The organism is Pseudomonas graminis, from assembly GCF_013201545.1.
Lineage (GTDB): Bacteria > Pseudomonadota > Gammaproteobacteria > Pseudomonadales > Pseudomonadaceae > Aquipseudomonas.
This window is the reverse complement of sequence record NZ_CP053746.1, coordinates 3160380-3176899: the sequence shown is the minus strand read 5'-3', so window position 1 is coordinate 3176899 and position 16520 is coordinate 3160380. Positions and strand designations below refer to the sequence as shown.

Sequence of the window (16520 nt, the reverse complement as noted above, 5' to 3'; positions counted from 1 at the left end):
CCGTTGATGTGCGTACGCCGCGCCGCCGGAGCGGCACTATCCTGTTAAAGGCTGGCCGCCAGCGTCGCCGCTAAACGACACCGGTCAGGGGGTGGCAGCAGCGCCTTGACCTGTTCGGCAAACACTTTTCCACCGTCCCTAGCGCGATAGCGCAGGTGGATGATGATGTCCTGCAAGTCATCGAACATTCGTTGCTGCGTGACACATTCATGTCGCGCAAACGTCAGCGTCCAGCTCGATACCGCGCCAGTACCCTCAAAGGGCAGGTAACGCTCATCGCCCGCCAGGGGCGTATGCAGACCGCTGTCTTCGGTATCACCGGAGATCGCGATCTGCTGCCCTGATCTGGGATTGGCGATGACAAACCCGGGATTGACGTCATCGTGCTCGCCCGGCAACTCATTGGCCTGCTGATACATGTGTTTGCAACCACCCAAATCAGCCTTCAACAAGTAGCTGTTAGTGAGCTGTCCAAGCACCGCCCGGGCGTTTTCGAACGGCCCCAGCACACCGGACAGCGACAGGGTCACCTGTTCCAGTTGACGCAAGTAGTGGCCCGGATAATCCCGGTCGAACAGCGATGGCTTCAAGGCAAAATCAAGGGTGCCAGACGTACGCAACTGGGCGATCACGGAAGGCCAGCCTGCCTCGTTCCCGTCGGTTTGGTAGTCGGCCAGCAAGCGTCTTAGCGATACAGTTTTTGCCAGGTCAAGGGACCGCTCATTGCGCACAAGGAAGGCCGACTCCATTTGCATCAGCCCCAGTCCCAGGCTTTCTCCGGCCGTAAGCCCGTGGCGGTTGTCCTGCCACGTATTGACCGGTATGAAGCGCGTGTTGCCATCTCCGATCTCGTATTGCCAGCATGCTTCGGTGGCCAGGCACAGCGAAAACACGGCGTCGTAGGCCTGAAAATAAAGCGTGGCCATCTGCCCGCCCAGCCACTGATACAGGGCCGCATTGGTGGCGCGGTTTTGGATAAATGCATACAGCGCCTGCGCCGCTTCACTGGATTTGCGAGAGCGATTGCGTTTCAGTTGTGCTGAACGAATCAACATCTGCTGCAGTTCATCCTGCAGGGCGAGCGCCTCGACCTGCTTTTGCGCCTCGTCCTTGAGGAACGCCCACTCGGTGCGCCGCCGCTCACGGGCATCGGCACGCATCTGCGCTTCGGCACTGTCCGAAAAATAGATGGCCGCACCCTCCAGCAGTGAAGCCGCCGCCCAGGGCGGCCCTCCCCACGTCCAGCCACCCGGTATCGGGATAGGCACCGGGACGCACATCAAGGTGATGGTGTTGGGAAGCGCGCTCAACGCGCTGCCGGCTGAGCGCAACCCGGCCGCTACCATCCGTGAGGCACTGGCTCCGGCGAGCATCTGTTCCGCCGCCAACTCCGCATCGCTGACATCCTCTTCCAGCCATTTGTCGTAGGACGCGACTTTGGCGTGCAGTTGCTCACGGCGCGACTTCAACGCTGCCAAGTTAAATTCCGCCTGCTGGATGGCCTGAGTGTCGAAGGTTTCCACGAACTGGGTCAGCTCCAGCAGATGAGCCTGTTGCAGGCTCTGCTGTTCGGCGCGGTCGCGGTTTTCCATATGCGCCTGCAGTTGATTGCCAAACGCCATAAGCGTGTCCACCGCCGACCGCGCACGCATCAGCATCGCTGAAAAGCGGTAAGGCGCAATGATCGCCAGTGCACCCAGACGCCGGACGGCGGCGCTGCTGCCTGCCAGTTGAGCACGCAGAAGGTCCTGCGGGTTGGCCGGGGCCTCATACAACGCCAACTTCATCGGCCGGCCATCCAGCGTCAGGTTGTTGCGCAGGTTGGAGAGGCGCGCGTCCAGCTGGTCCCACACGTCCAGCAGGCGGGTATTGACCGGCAGGCGAAACCAGGGAGCGTCGATCAGGCGAAGCCAGGATTCGGCACCCAGAGACGCGCTAGTCACGTGTTCGAGGGACGCGGCGGGAGATACCTCGAAAGCTGCCAAGGCGTCATCCTCATGACGGGCGGCTTGAGCCAGGGTTTGCGGCGCCCATTGGCTGATGCTGCGCCCCTTGGACAGAGGCCCCAGCAGCGACAGTGCACGGACGTAATGCAGCTGGGCTTCGTTCAAGGTGTCGCGCGTCACCTGCCGGTAAAGCGAGTCGCCCCAGGCAATGAGGTTGTCCACATAGAGCATGAAAATGGCTTTGCGATAGTGTGAAGGCGCGCCATACGCGATGGTGTCCGGGTCCCGGGGCGCTGCGGTGTCGCGCGACGGGTCATCGGCGAACGCCAACGGTCGGCTGGTCCAGTAGGGCAGCCAGTCCACAAGCGCAGGAGCGGGATGTAACGGCGCCACCCGCGCCTGTGGATTGAACAGATAATGCAGCCAATGTTCAGCGCCCGCGTAGTCGAACGACTGATGCAAACGCGTCGCGACCAGGTGTGGAAGGTGAAAGAACAATTCCCAGAAGTACCGCCCGTTGGCGCCATTGAAATCGACGGGCTGGGGCTGCTTGCCCGGTGGAGCGCCTTCGAGCATGTGCTGTGCCTCCCAGCCCAGCGCTGCCTCCACAGAGACCTCGGCCCTGCGCACCAGCTCACCGGCGAAGGCGGTGTTGAGCCGCACGTAACGCAGAGACGGCACCAACAGGCATTCCAGATCGATGAACTGGCTACCATCGGCGGTCGTGACGATAGTGGGCATCGCATCGGAACGTTCTTTGCGGGTGATGGTGAATTCGTTGTAGCCCAAGCCGGAGGTGGTGCTTTGCATGCCGAAATGGACGGTCATCTTATTTTCCTGACCTGAAAATGATTTAGGTCTGATTTTCGTCCTTGCGCGGCCGTTCAAGGTCAGCGAGCTAGACATTACCCCAGTGTAATCCCATACCGCAAAGTTGAGCTTGGCGGGTTGGAGCGTATTAGTTTCATACCAGGGTTTGTCGCATATCCCAACAGTTTCAACGCCCCATTTTCCACTAATCTGACGGACTTTGACTTCTACATCAAGGTATGCGCTCAGCGGCCCGCAATAGTTATCGCCTGTTGGCGTCCACTCTACGCTTTCGATGGCCCATATTTGTCCGTCCGTATCGGCCACCTCCATAACCATCTGTGCGCGGGCGCTGTCTATACCCAGCTGGCGGACAGCTGCCTCTCTTACCTGCAGACTTGGAGATACAGACTTCCAATACCTATCTTTGACCAATACGAAAGCATACCCCTGGAGTGAAGCAACTGTTCTCTTCATGAATGCGATCACAAGCCTGGGCCCAGAATATGAGCTTCGGTAATCAGCGAATGCGCACAGTCCGTAGTCATCCGCTTCGATCGTCTCGACAGAGGGCATCAGGGGCTCTTTCAAACTGATCGATGCACTCCATTGCCCATTAGACTGCAAGTAACTGACCTTCAATCGATAGATAAAACTGTCAGCCATGGGCTTATCATTTTCGTCCAGTCCTTCTCGTAGTTGTTCCAGCCACACCACATGCAGACGCCCCTCCACCACCACCGGGCGGATATGAGTAACTTTTCCAGACGTTTGCGTTTCGATCTTTTTCCACTCAGTCCACGCAGACGGTGGCACCACCGGGCTGCTCCCATCCAGATCAATGGCCGCCTTGCGCCAGTAACAAGCGAATGGCTCCACTGTCTGGCGGCCGATAAAGTAATAGTCGGACTGGCGGAAATCCACGCCGTCGATGTAACAGGCCACCGTATTGAGGTTGCTGACTTCTTCGAACAGCGTCAGGTAGTTGCCCAACGCTTTTTGCACCGTATCGGTTGTCAGTCGCGCCTGCGCCAGATCCCCTTCCAGCGCCTTGAACGCCTCGGTCTTGCCCAGTCGCAAGGACGGGTCGAGATAGTTTTCCGGATAGTCGGCCAGCATCTGGTAACCCGCCCAGGTGCTGTATTCACTCATGCCCTCACGCCACAATTGCTGCGTACGAGTGTGCTCGGCGAGATCGGGAATCTTCCCGAACCCCGGCTCCATGCCGTTATAGATCGCATGCACATGCTGTTGAATGCTGGCAATACCTTGCGCAACCCGACTCGTGTCTACTTCGGCGCTGACCTGATTGTCGATCAGCAGGTATTCGTAGAGGTCGTCCGGGGTGATGATGTTGTCAGGTGCAGGAAACTCCGAACGTGGAACAAGTTGGCCGAGGTAGTAGGCGACGAGGGCGTCGCGGTGTTGTTCTTGAAACCTGCCCATGTGCTGGGTATCCATAGCAATATCCTCGGCCTGTCGGGTTAGCAGCTGTTGGTTCAATCAAACGGTATTTCGCACGCTTGAAGCACAACATAGCCATTTTCCCCAACAGCTCGCGCCGCGACCATTTTGATAATACCTCCCACACTGCCGAACTCACATTTCAACACTGGGCCACTGAGTTCATGAACAGGCCGATAGGATATTAACGGCACATCATCCAAAACTAATGACGAACCCGCTGTAACAGCGACTTGGCATTTTACATCCCAGCTAAAAACAACGGGCATATCTGTGACGCTAGCCGGTGTATTTATCGGATTATAGTATATGAAAACTGTGTTTTTACCGTCTCCCGAATATAGTCTACGGGTGCGATACTTGAGGACCACTCCTTTTTTGTACTGCGCCTCCCAGTCTCCTCCCCCCCTGGAACGGAGTCGGAGCTTTAAATCCCCAATTTTCGTCACACTTTCATATGGGAGATAAATTTCGCCCGTTCCCACCAGAAAACTTCTACCTTCAAGCGGTATGGCCATCCAGACATCCCTATCTGGGATAGTGACATCCAAAAGCTCCGGTGCTGTGCCGAAGGACTCCAGCATTACGTAAGCTTCGACAGGATTGCCGCCACCATCAAGCGCCTTGACGTGCAACTGATATGCAATACCTACGCTTAGCAAGTCTGGCGCCAATTCGTCCCTTTCACCTTCCAACTCAACTTCCAGAGTAAACCAGGGGCTTGCGTACACGACGAATTCGACCTCTGCGTCTCCGACGGCAGCCTTCACTCGGTGCTCTCCTAACGCAAACGTGGAGCTAAAATCTGCCCTGCCGGTCGCAGCGCTTGAATAAGTTATATGCTCCCCTGCGCCATCAATCGTCCACTTGACGGGCGTCCTGCCAGGGCTGGCACCGTCAACTTCAAGAAACACTGAAAACACTATCGGATCAGGACTTCCAACCGTGTAATACTCGCTGGACGCTTCACCATTGACCAGTTCTATCTGAGGGTAAATGCTTGTGGCTTCACTCGACTTATTTTCCGACCCCTCGGCGGCTACAGTGACCACTACTTTCCCCGGCTCAGTTGCTTTGAATCTTGCTACCGCAATACCCTCTGCATCTGTGACTGATGAAACGTCTAGCAATCCGTCGAAATCCGACGACCACGAAATCGGCACATTCGCGCCTACAGAAGCACCATTAAGCTCAACCAACCTGCATTCGATCAGCACCTCCTCATTGACGAGAATGGTGTTTGAAAATTTAACGTACTGAAAATATGGAATACTCAAAAACTCGACCGGTTGAAAATCCCACCTCTGGCCATTTATATAGTTCGCCGCCACGCTTGCAAGCCCTTCAGCGCTACTGCGAAGTTCAGCAACACTTACACCATTGGCATCTGTATAAGTCTGCGGACGCTGAAACAAACCTAATGTCGTGCTCCATTCAACAGCACGATCAGCACCTTTATTTTCATAATCATCAATTAACGTTACCGCATATTGGATGCTTTCCAAAAAGTTTGACAAGGCTGTATCAGACGACCACTCACCCTCTATGAAATGCAAAGTGCCTTCATCGCAATCGATTACTACGGGCGGCGCTGTCACGGTTTCTCCCAAACCAAACCGTGCAACAATATTGGCGACGCCCATGGTGCTCCCGCTCTGAAGTGTCGTAGAACTTCTGCCTGCGTCATCGGTAGTTGTTTGTGCCGGGCTCAGCTCGCCTAAATCTGTACTCCACATCACTTTGACCCCAGCAAACGGCTGATCCATGGCATCCAGCAACGTGATCGTATAAGTCGCGGCGTCACTTGGACGATTTGCAACCAGATAATCCGGAGTCACCATAATCACGCTGTTAAGACTTTGCCCGACCTCTTCCACTAAACTGGCCTGCGACAGTTCGGTGACACAACTCAACGCCAGCTGCGCCGCCGCGCGGTACAGCTCAACAGAGGTCGTGGGCGTTAGTAGATGCAGCGCAAGCAATGCGTTGGCGTCAAGGTGGGTGCTTCGACTGAGCTGGGAAAGCCGAACAGCTATGTCGAACTCGCGCAACGTGAAGATGACACCGTCTTGCGGTTGGACGTGCAAGGCAACCGACAGCACTTCACGTACACCCCAGCGCAGAAAGCCGGCCAGCTTGTAGGCGGCGCTATCCCGGATCAGCCTCTTGTCGCCTTCCGTTGCCGAGCCCCACAACGTATTGATCAGTCGGAAATAATCCAGCACCGTGTCTTCGTTTTGCTCACTGAGGCGCAAATTGGTGGCGTATTGAGTGAGATGGAATACCAACTGCAATGACAGTCCGGCATTAACCAAGCCAAACCACTGCGGATTTTCAACCAGTTGACTGATCAACGCTGGGCTCAAGCCCAGGTGCGAGGAGATCACCGCGCGTTTTGCCAGCGCTTCGAGCACCAGCAACACCTCGTCACCAATTTCCACCCTCGCCAGACCGGACGCTCCGTAAACCCTGAGCACTTCGCGCAGCAGTTGATAACGAGTGCCGTCCGTCCAGCCCAACAACGCTTTCGCAAGATCTGCAGATATAGTCAGATAATCGCCGAGACCTTCCATGAGCAACGCTTCCTGCGCCCCTCGAGCACGCATGATCATGTTGGTGATTTTAGGATGAAGCTCTTCGACGAGCAGTCCTCGGTTTTCCAGCAAGGTCTTGACAGCGCTACTCAATGCATCTTCAAACGTCTTCTCGGTCTCGAGATTGAGAATCTTGACCAAACCTCTGGCACCCGGCTGTGTCTCCCCGTTGTCGATGTAGGTATTCAGCTCAAAAATCCAGTCAATCGGCGCGCTGTCATAAACTTCCTTGCCCCGCTCGTCACGTGCCACGGTCAGTGATACGGCCGGCGCCCCGACCTGAGCGAAGCTGCTTTCAGTGATCAGCGCCGCCGTCAAGCGCGAATGTATCTGCTGCAGCAGGCCGTATTCGGCATCCGCGGCAACGGGCTGGGCGATCGGGGGCAATACCAGCTGGCACAGCTGGGCGACTGTCCATTTATTGTCCTTGAGCCAGACGCTGGAATCGATCAGAGCATGCAGCACGCTCAATGTGTCGGTATTCGGTGAAGCGTAGTACGTCGCGATCTGCGTGACGCCAGCCAGCTTGGAGACCAGATGACTGCCGCCGCCGTCCAGCAACTCCAGCAGCGCCAGTGCTTCAACAGTATTGAGGTCCAGATAACGCGGCAGTTTTACCAGGCGATAAAACGCTGAAACCACCTCGCGGGACCAGCTCAACGACTGCCCGGCGTAGGTCTGTCGCACCACCTTGGCGACATAGCGAAACACCTCGTAGGTCATCCCCAGCGCCGCACACAAGTGATTGATCTTCTGCCGCTCAGCCTCGTTCTCGGGGATGATCGAAAACGGCTGGTCGTCGAGAATCAGCGGCACCTCAAACAACGCCTGGCCGTTAAACACCCGATCGAATTGCGACGCCGTCTTGCCCCGTCCATACACGCCCAGCCCGTACAGCAGCGCGGCAAAATCTTCGGCGGTTGCGCCAAAGCGTTTACGCACGATCTGAAACAGGCCCAGCGAGCGCAGTGTGTTCTGGGTGATGTGGTAGGGGTTCGAGTCGCCTGCCTTGACTCTGCGCGTGACAGTGGATGCCTGTTGCTCGGCTTGCAACGAGGCCACCAGCAGCAGGTCCACTTCATGAAATGGCAGCTCAAGCCAGCGCGATAAGCGGATCATCCGGTTCATGCGATCAAATCGATCAGGCGAGCTGCCGGTGAGGCGATGCCTTGGTCCTGGACCGCCGTCCTGCGCTGGCAGCGTTTCAATGCCCATCGGCGGCAATGCGCCAGCGTTGATGTAGACCGAACCGGACAGGCTGCCATCCACCGCCTGCCCCGCGCCCTGAGTGACGTTGGATGAACGGGTCGTTGCGAACGCACCGACGGACAATAAGGCTTCAAGTTCCTCGGTGGTAAGCCCGGTGCGAAGGCAAAACGTCTGGGTGTCCTCCAAATCGGTAAAACCGCCCACACCAAAGTTGTCCAGATAAAACGTTGTGGGGGCGCCCAGGTCTGTTCCATCGCGTAACAGGCGGGTGCGCGGATCGATGCGGCCTCGGCTTGAACTCAGCGGATGTGCCGGGGCACTGTCTTGAGGAAAATACGGTGCTTCGAGCAGCAACCCCTGCTGCACCGGACCAAGCCCGGTGTCCTGAATCAGCGCGATGTCCGACAGCAAGGAATGCACACCGGGCTCCTTGAAGTACGGATAATCAGGGTCCGCCGCCCGTATGGCATCGCCCAGGGTGTAATTCTTGCGGCCGAGGGCGTAGTTGATCTGGCTGGTGTAGCGCTCGAACGGCAGCGCATTGGGGTAGCGCGCCTCCAGTAGCGCATCGTCGACCGGCTTGTCCTCAAGCGAGATGCCGTCCAGATAACCACGGATCGAGTTCTCAAGAATCTCGTTGACCAACACGATGGTCGGCTCTACGCGGTTGAGCGCTGTGTGGTCGAGCAGCAGGTTCTTCAGATCAGGCCGCCGCGCGTCGAGGCTGATGATTGCGCTCTGATCACCGGAGGCCTCCAACTCCAGCGCGAACCGATACAGATCCGCCAGATAGGCAACGGGTGAAGTGGTGGCTTCAATGGCATCCGGCGGACAGTGATTGGCCCAGTCCGGGTTGAACATGTCTGTGTAGGTAGGGCCATCCACCAAACCTTTGATTCCGGACGGCGGTCGATTAGCCTGGCGCACCGAGGCCGTCAGGCGTTGCTCACGAAACTGTCGGGCAATCACGACAGACATCGCCTGCGCACGCGCATGGATATCGCGGGCTTCAGTGATGTGCATCTGCGGGTTTTGCTTCATCAAGCGGGGAATATTGGCTTGGGCCAGGCTCAGAACCGAACTGAACTGCTGGGTCAGCGCAGAAATTCCAGCCTTGGTCTGCCGTGTATTGCCCAGCAGCATATCCAGGGCCGAAACGGACTTGGCGGAATTCTTGACGATCTTCTTCATGACGGTCCTCATCCTGAGATAACGCTTCCATTAACGGATCACCGCACAAGATCCCTAAAATAAGTCAAGCAGACCCACGCCAATCCGCCGGTCAGAACCGACTAACGGCGTAGTCATACAAGAGGCCTCAGCCTGCGACCCACGACTACAGAGGGTAAGTACCCGTAAAAAAGTCTGAGCAATGTGCGGGCAGCTCTGAAAAATAATTTCTGTTGGCGCTGACGAGCCGGGCGAGGATTCGTATCCTTCAACCAATTCACCACTTTGCGACACCCTTCCCTGAAAATCCTGCAAAAACCCCCTTCGCCGTTAGTCGCCAGCCCCCGGATCGATTAAAGTAACGCCCCCAGCTTCGGTGCCGACTTGGCGCTGCTGCGAACCTGCCAGGAACTGTCATCGATGGAACATCGTGAAGCGTTGATCGCGCTGCGGACCTTTCTCTCCACCCAGATTCTCGGGCAGGAGAAACTGGTTGAGCGCTTGCTGATCGCGCTGCTGGCCGACGGCCACATGCTGGTCGAAGGTGCCCCGGGCCTGGCCAAGACCAAGGCGATCAAAGAGCTGGCCGAAGGCATCGAAGCGCAATTCCATCGCATCCAGTTCACCCCTGACCTGCTGCCCGCCGACATCACCGGCACCGAGATTTATCGTCCGGAAACCGGCAGTTTCGTGTTCCAGCAAGGCCCTATCTTCCACAACCTGGTGCTCGCCGACGAAATCAACCGCGCGCCGGCCAAGGTGCAATCTGCCTTGCTGGAGGCCATGGCCGAGCGTCAGGTCAGCGTCGGGCGCAGCACTTACGACCTGTCGCCGCTGTTTCTGGTGATGGCGACGCAGAACCCCATCGAGCAGGAAGGCACCTACCCGCTGCCCGAGGCGCAGCTCGATCGTTTTCTCATGCACGTCAAAATTGGTTTTCCGGACGCCACCGTCGAACGCAAGATTCTCCAGCAGGCCCGGGGCGAAGCGCTCAACGGCGAGACCAAGCCGGAACGGCGGGTCAGCCAGCAGGCGATTTTTGCCGCGCGCAAGGAAATCCTCGGTCTGTACATGGCCGATGCCGTTGAGGAATATCTGGTGCAACTGGTGATGGCGACCCGCACGCCGGCCAAGTTCGATGCCGAGCTGGCCGAGTGGATCGGTTATGGCGCGAGCCCGCGGGGCTCGATTTCCCTGGACCGCTGCGCCCGGGCCCACGCCTGGCTGGCCGGGCGCGATTTCGTCAGCCCGGAAGACATCCAGGCGATGGTGTTCGACGTGTTGCGCCACCGCATCATTCTGTCGTTCGAAGCGGAAGCGGCGGGCATTGATCAAGACCGCGTGATCCAGCGCATTCTCGACGTTGTGGCCGTCGCCTGACCCCATGCAACCCTATCTGATCTCCCAACCGGGCATCCGCATCAGCCTCGCCGACCTGATTGAGATGCGTCATCGCGTGCGGGAAGTGCAGCTGTTTTCAACGCCCAGCCAGCGCAGCCCGTTGATCGGTCTGCACCACTCCAAGCTGCGGGGGCGCGGGGTCGACTTCGATCAGGTCAGGGTGTATCAGGCCGGGGACGACGTCAGGACCATCGACTGGCGCGTCACCGCCCGCACGCAAGAGCCCCACACCAAACTGTTTCACGAAGAACGCGAGCGACCGATTTTCATCATGGTCGAGCAAAGCCGCCGTCTGTTTTTCGGGTCCGGGCTGATGTTCAAGTCAGTCCTCGCTGCCCAAGCCGCCGCATTGGTGGGATGGGCAGCGCTGGGCCACAACGACCGGGTCGGCGGGCTGGTGTTTGGTGACAACGAGCATTACGAAATCAAACCGCGACGCAGCAAACAAAGCCTGCTGCAATTGCTGAACCGGCTGGTGCGGGTCAATCAGTCGCTGCACACCGAGGCCGCTGCCGACCGCGACACGTTCGGCGTGGCGCTGCGCCGCGCGCGGGAAGTGATGCGTCCTGGCAGTCTGGCGATCATCCTGTGCGATGAGCGCGCGCTGTCCGATTCGGCTGAACAACAACTGACATTGCTGTCACGGCATTGCGATCTGTTGCTGCTGCCGCTGTCCGATCCGCTGGATCACGCCTTGCCCGCTGCCGGCCTGCTGCGCTTCGCTGATCGCGGCGCGCACCTGGAACTCGACACGCTGAACGCCGACTTGCGCCAGAGCTACCGCGCCCAGGGCGAGGCGCGTCAGGCACGTTGGGAACTGCTGGCGCAAAAGCTGCGCGTGCTGATGATGCCGCTGAGCACCCAGCGGGAAATGGTCGAGCAACTGCGCGAATACCTCAACGGCCAGCGTCCGGTGAAACAGCCATGAGTGCGCTGGACCAGTTGCAACCGCTGATTCTCCCCGAGCCGGTCGGTTTCTGGCCGCCCGCGCCGGGTTGGTGGCTGTTGCTGATTCTGCTGCCGGCGCTGGGCTACGGCGTGTGGCGCGCGCGCGCGCTGCTGCCGAAAAAGGCCAGCAGCGAAACCGTCGAGCCATTGGACCCTTTGCGCCAGGCCGCGCTGGTCGAACTCGCGCAGATGCCCAAACCCTACGACGGCGCCCCGGCCGGTGCCTGGCTGCAACAGATCAATGGCCTGCTCAAGCGCCTGTGCCGCAATCACTACCCCTACAGCCAGAGCCACACCCTCAACGGCCGCAAATGGCTGGCGTTTCTCGACAACCGCTGCCCGGCCGCCGGCCTGACGCGCTGGATGATCCTCGTAGAGGGCGCCTACAAACCGGAATGCAAGCTCGACGACAAGGCCATCAACGGCCTGACCCAGTCGGTCGAGACCTGGATTCGCAAGCATGTTTGAATTCGCTTGGCCGTGGCTTTTCGCCCTGCTCCCGCTGCCGTGGGTGATGCGCTTCGTGCTACCCGCCGCAGACAGCGGCGAAGCGGCGTTGAAAATCAGCTTTCTCCCCGAGCTCGAAGGCCTCGCTGGTCGCCGCGCCCGAAACCGTTTGCCGGGCTGGCGGCGTCAGTTGCCGTTCATTACCGTCTGGCTCCTGCTGCTGGTCGCAGCCGCCCGACCGCAATGGCTCGGCGAGCCGTTACCGGTTGCCGCCAGCGGGCGCGATCTGCTGGTGGCGGTGGACGTGTCGGGCTCGATGGATTACCCGGACATGGTCTGGAAAAACGACGAGGTCAGCCGGCTGACCTTGGTGAAAACCCTGCTAGGGGACTTTCTTGAGCACCGTCAGGGCGATCGCATCGGCCTGATTCTGTTCGGCAGCCAAGCGTACCTGCAGGCGCCGCTGACCTTCGACCGCAAGACCGTGCGCGTCTGGCTGGACGAAGCGCGCATCGGCATCGCCGGCAAGAACACCGCCATCGGCGACGCGATCGGCCTGGCTTTGAAGCGTCTGCGCCAGCGTCCGGCCGAGAGCCGTGTGCTGATTCTGGTCACCGACGGCGCCAACAATGCGGGCCAGATCGACCCAAGAACCGCCGCGCGCCTGGCCGCCAGCGAAGGCGTGAAAATCTACCCGATCGGCATCGGCGCCGACCCTGACAAAGGCGCCACCAGCATTCTCGGCCTCAACCCCAGCCTGGATCTGGACGAGCCTGCGCTGCGGGAAATCGCCGCGGTCAGCGGTGGGCAGTATTTCCGCGCGCGCAACGGCGCCGAACTCGCCGGCATCGGCAAGGCGCTGGACCGGCTGGAGCCTGTCGCGCAACAACCCACCCAGGCACGTCCGGCGCGGGCGCTTTATCACGTACCGCTGACGATGGCGCTGTTGTTGAGCCTGCTGCTGGTGGTTCAGGAGCGCTGGCCGAACAACGCGGTTTATCGCTTCTTCGCGCGCCGGCCGACGATTGTGTGGCGTACGCAGTGGCGTCAGCACTTGAAGCGCCTGACGAGGCGCCCATGATCGAATTCCTTTCCAGTCTATGGCCCCATTGGTCGCGCCCGGGGTGGCTGCTGATGCTGCCGGCGCTTGGCTGGCTGTTGTGGCGGTTATGGAATCGGCAGAAGCGCGTCGGGCGCTGGCAGATGATTATTCCCAGCGCCTTCCATTCTGCTTTGCTCAGCGGTGGCGGCGGTCGGGAAAGCAAATTGCCGTGGGTGGTGCTGGGCCTTGGCTGGTTGCTGGCGGTGTTGGCACTGCACGGGCCGAGCTGGCAGCGGGTTGAGCAGAACAGCCAGCGGCCGGTCGATCCGTTGGTGGTGATGATCGAGTTGACCCCGGAAATGCTCGCGGCTGACAGCCCGCCCACCCGACTCGAACAGGCGCGGCGCAAGTTGCTCGATCTGCTGCAGGCGCGCAGCGATTCACAGACCGCGATCATCGTGTACGCCGGCAGCGCCCACACGTTGGTGCCGCTGTCCGATGACCTGGCGACCAGCAAAAACCTGCTGGATGCGATCAAGCCAGCGATCATGCCTGAAGCCGGCCAGCGCGCAGACCTCGCCGTGCGCAAGGCGCTGGATTTGCTGGAACAGGGCGACCTGGGCCAGGGGCGACTGCTGTGGGTCGGTTCGTCCCTCAGCGACGCCGAACGTCAGGGGATTCGCGCCGCGATGACCGGACGCGATGCCCCCCCTTTGTTAATGCTCGGTGTCGGCACGGCGGAAGGCACGCCAGTCACGCAAGAGAAAGGCGGTTTCCTGAAGGACGCCCAAGGCGGCATTCTCGTGCCGCGTCTGGACGGGCCTGTGCTCAAGGATTTCGCCGACAGCCTGGGCGGTCGCTACACCGCGCTGCGCCTGGACAATCAGGACCTCGACGAACTCGGCCTGCTGGAAGGCCCGAAGAGCCTGATCAGCCAGGGCCAGAAAGTGCGGCTCGACCGCTGGGCGGATCAGGGCTACTGGTTGCTGCTGCCGCTTCTGCTGCTGGCCGGTTGCGCCGGGCGTCGCGGCTGGCTGTTGGGTTTGCCGTTGCTGTTGATGGCCGTGCCGCAACCCAGCTACGCGTTTGGTTTCGAAGACTTGTGGCGCCGTCCCGATCAACAGGGCGATCACCTGCTCAAGCGGCATCATCCGGCAGAAGCCGCGCGGCACTTCGAAGACCCGCAGTGGCAAGGCATTGCCCTCTATCAGGCCGGTGACTATGCCGGCGCCGTCCAGCGCTTTGCCCAGGGCAGCAGCGCCGCCGACCATTACAATCGTGGTAATGCACTGGCCCGGAGTGGTGAGCTGGAAGGCGCCATTGACGCTTATGAACAGGCGCTGGAGCGTCAACCGGACTTCCCGGCGGCGTTGGCCAACAAGGCGTTGGTGGAAAAGCTCCTGGAGCAAAGCAAAGCGTCGGATCAGGCAAAAGCAGACGAGAAGGCGAAGACTGACGAGAACGCCGACAATGCCCGCCAAGGCAATGCCGGACAGACGTCATCGAACGCGCAGTCAGCGCCGCAGGATGCCAATGCCGACCGCTCGGCCAGCGATCAGGAAGCCTCGGCCGACGAGCAGGCTTCCGGCGCAGGATCCGACAGCGATGAGCCTGCCCGCGCTTCCGGCAAACCGGGGGACGGGCAAATCGATGGCGAGCAAAAACAGGCGCTCGAACAATGGCTGCGACAGATCCCCGACGAACCCGGTGAGCTGTTGCGGCGCAAATTCTGGTACGAACAACAGCAGCATCAGGAAAAGACCCGATGAGTCGTCTGCACAGGTTGCTGATCGCAGGAATGTGGTGCCTGTTTGCCCTGGTGGCGCAGGCCGACAGTGCAGGCTCCACGCTGCAATCCAGCGTCGATCGCACGCGCGTCAACACTGGCGAAACCGTCGAACTGACCCTTGAGACCGACGACGCGACCGTCTTCGGCCGTCCGGACATGAGTGCGCTGGACGCCGACTTCGAGGTCCGCGACACCCGCCAGCTCAACAGCCTGACCACGCTGGAAGGCAACGTGCACGCGACGACCCGCTGGCTGATCACGCTGATGCCGCGCCACAGCGGTTCGATCGAAATCCCGTCCTTGAAACTGGGCGAAATGACCAGCCAGCCGATCGTGCTGCAAGTGGTCGATGTCGGCCCTGCCGCCCAGGGTCAGGAGCAGAAGCTCGCCCCGGTGTTCATGGAGGCGAGCCTTGATCAGGACAGTGTGTATGTTCAGGCGCAGGTCTTGCTCACCGTGCGCATTTACCATTCGGTGTCGCTGTTCGACGACAGCAGCCTGACACCGCTGCAAGTGCCCGACGCGCGCATCGAAAAGCTTGGTGACACGCGCACGTACGAGAAGCAGATCAATGGCATTCGCCACGGCGTGATCGAAATGCGCTATGCGCTTTACCCGCAGCACAGCGGCGCGCTGACCATCCCCGCCCAGGCGTTCAGCGCCACGCTGGTTCAGGACACCACCGACGCCGCTGCGGCCGCCGCCATGGCGCCCGGCGCGATGGCCAGCGGGCCGAAACCCGGCCGACTGATGCACGTGACGTCGCTGCCCCTGACCCTCGACGTCAAGCCGCAACCGGCGCACTACCCCGCCGATACGCCATGGCTGCCGGCGCGCAGCGTCAGCCTCAGTGAAAACTGGAGCCCGGAACCTGCCCACAGCCAGGTCGGCGATTCCCTCACCCGCACCCTGCAATTGAAGGCCGAAGGGCTGTCCAGCGCGCAGTTGCCGCCGCTGCCCGCCACCGACGTCAGCGCGTTGCGGCGCTACCCGGACCAGCCGCAACTGAGCAATCAGGCCGGTGAGCGCGGCTTGACCGGCGTGCGTGAGGAACGCGAGGCGCTGGTGCCCAATCGTCCCGGCGCCATCGAGATTCCCGCTGTCGATCTGGTCTGGTGGAACACCCAGGAAGATCACCTGGAGCACAGCGCCCTGCCCGCCCGCACCTTGCAGGTCAGCCTCAATCCGGCGTTCGCCGTGGACACGCCCGTGAGCGACAACGGTAATGTGACGGTGATTGGCCCGCCGGTGTGGCCGTGGCAGTTGAGCACGGTGCTGTTGAGTTTCACCACGCTGCTGGGCTTCGGCCTGTGGTGGCGCGGGCGCTGGCAACCGGCGCTGGCCCGGGTCGCGCAAACGGGGCCGAGTCCGCGTACAGTGCTCGACGACCTGAAACGCGCGTGCCTGGCCAACGACCCCCACGCCACCCGCCAGGCGCTGGACGCCTGGGCCCGTCAACAACCGGAAACTCTGGCCGACATGGCCGCGCGCTTCGTGCCGCTGTCCCATGCGCTGGACGGATTGAATGGCGCGCTGTACAGCGAGACCGAAAAACTGTGGCTGGGCGAAGACCTCTGGCGCGCCGTCAAAGCGCTGCCCGCCATCGAGAACCCCCAGGACCCGAACGGAGGCGACAGCCTGCCGCCGCTGTATCCAAAATGATTTCCATCGATCAGCGCGTTTTCCGGCAACGCTGGAAA

General features: G+C 60.2%; 7 protein-coding genes and 1 pseudogene. 6 read left to right on the top strand and 2 right to left on the bottom strand.

From position 1 onward, the window contains the following. Positions 1–44 precede the first annotated feature (44 nt). Both FX982_RS14205 and FX982_RS14200 read right to left on the bottom strand, forming a co-directional pair. Positions 45–4217, bottom strand: coding sequence for a neuraminidase-like domain-containing protein (locus FX982_RS14205; RefSeq protein WP_172611294.1), 4173 nt, complete (start codon positions 4215–4217; stop codon positions 45–47). Between the two features lie 38 nt (positions 4218–4255). After that, on the bottom strand, positions 4256–9214 hold the full coding sequence (locus FX982_RS14200; protein WP_172611292.1) for a Tc toxin subunit A: 4959 nt from the start codon (positions 9212–9214) through the stop codon (positions 4256–4258). Positions 9215–9613: 399 nt separating this feature from the next. On the opposite strand from FX982_RS14200, the gene FX982_RS14195 reads away from it, so the two are divergent. From FX982_RS14195 to FX982_RS14170, 6 genes and pseudogenes are all read left to right on the top strand, one after another. Continuing rightward, positions 9614–10573, top strand: coding sequence for an AAA family ATPase (locus FX982_RS14195; protein WP_037013687.1), 960 nt, complete (start codon positions 9614–9616; stop codon positions 10571–10573). 4 nt (positions 10574–10577) lie between these two features. After that, positions 10578–11522: a DUF58 domain-containing protein gene (locus FX982_RS14190; protein WP_172611290.1), complete on the top strand. Its 945-nt coding sequence runs from the start codon at positions 10578–10580 to the stop codon at positions 11520–11522. Continuing rightward, complete coding sequence (locus FX982_RS14185) at positions 11519–12010, top strand: DUF4381 domain-containing protein (protein ID WP_172611288.1); 492 nt, start codon at positions 11519–11521, stop codon at positions 12008–12010. Before FX982_RS14190 ends, FX982_RS14185 begins: the two co-directional genes overlap by 4 nt. Next, the gene (locus FX982_RS14180; protein ID WP_172611287.1) at positions 12003–13070 is read left to right on the top strand and encodes a vWA domain-containing protein; all 1068 of its coding nucleotides are present in this window, start codon (positions 12003–12005) and stop codon (positions 13068–13070) included. Before FX982_RS14185 ends, FX982_RS14180 begins: the two co-directional genes overlap by 8 nt. Further along, positions 13067–14435: pseudogene (locus tag FX982_RS14175) on the top strand (tetratricopeptide repeat protein); the annotation flags it as partial. The gene FX982_RS14180 and the pseudogene FX982_RS14175, both read left to right, overlap by 4 nt. Before the next feature lie 361 nt (positions 14436–14796). Next, positions 14797–16482, top strand: a complete 1686-nt coding sequence (locus FX982_RS14170) for a BatD family protein (protein ID WP_172611283.1) — start codon at positions 14797–14799, stop codon at positions 16480–16482. The last annotated feature ends 38 nt before the right edge of the window (positions 16483–16520 follow it).

Excerpts from the sequence above, each read along its gene's own strand:
- FX982_RS14205 (WP_172611294.1), bottom strand. The coding sequence starts at position 4,217 with ATGGATACCCAGCACATGGGCAGGTTTCAAGAACAACACCGCGACGCC.
- FX982_RS14200 (WP_172611292.1), bottom strand. The coding sequence starts at position 9,214 with ATGAAGAAGATCGTCAAGAATTCCGCCAAGTCCGTTTCGGCCCTGGAT.
- FX982_RS14195 (WP_037013687.1), top strand. The coding sequence starts at position 9,614 with ATGGAACATCGTGAAGCGTTGATCGCGCTGCGGACCTTTCTCTCCACC.
- FX982_RS14190 (WP_172611290.1), top strand. The coding sequence starts at position 10,578 with ATGCAACCCTATCTGATCTCCCAACCGGGCATCCGCATCAGCCTCGCC.
- FX982_RS14185 (WP_172611288.1), top strand. The coding sequence starts at position 11,519 with ATGAGTGCGCTGGACCAGTTGCAACCGCTGATTCTCCCCGAGCCGGTC.
- FX982_RS14180 (WP_172611287.1), top strand. The coding sequence starts at position 12,003 with ATGTTTGAATTCGCTTGGCCGTGGCTTTTCGCCCTGCTCCCGCTGCCG.
- FX982_RS14170 (WP_172611283.1), top strand. The coding sequence starts at position 14,797 with ATGAGTCGTCTGCACAGGTTGCTGATCGCAGGAATGTGGTGCCTGTTT.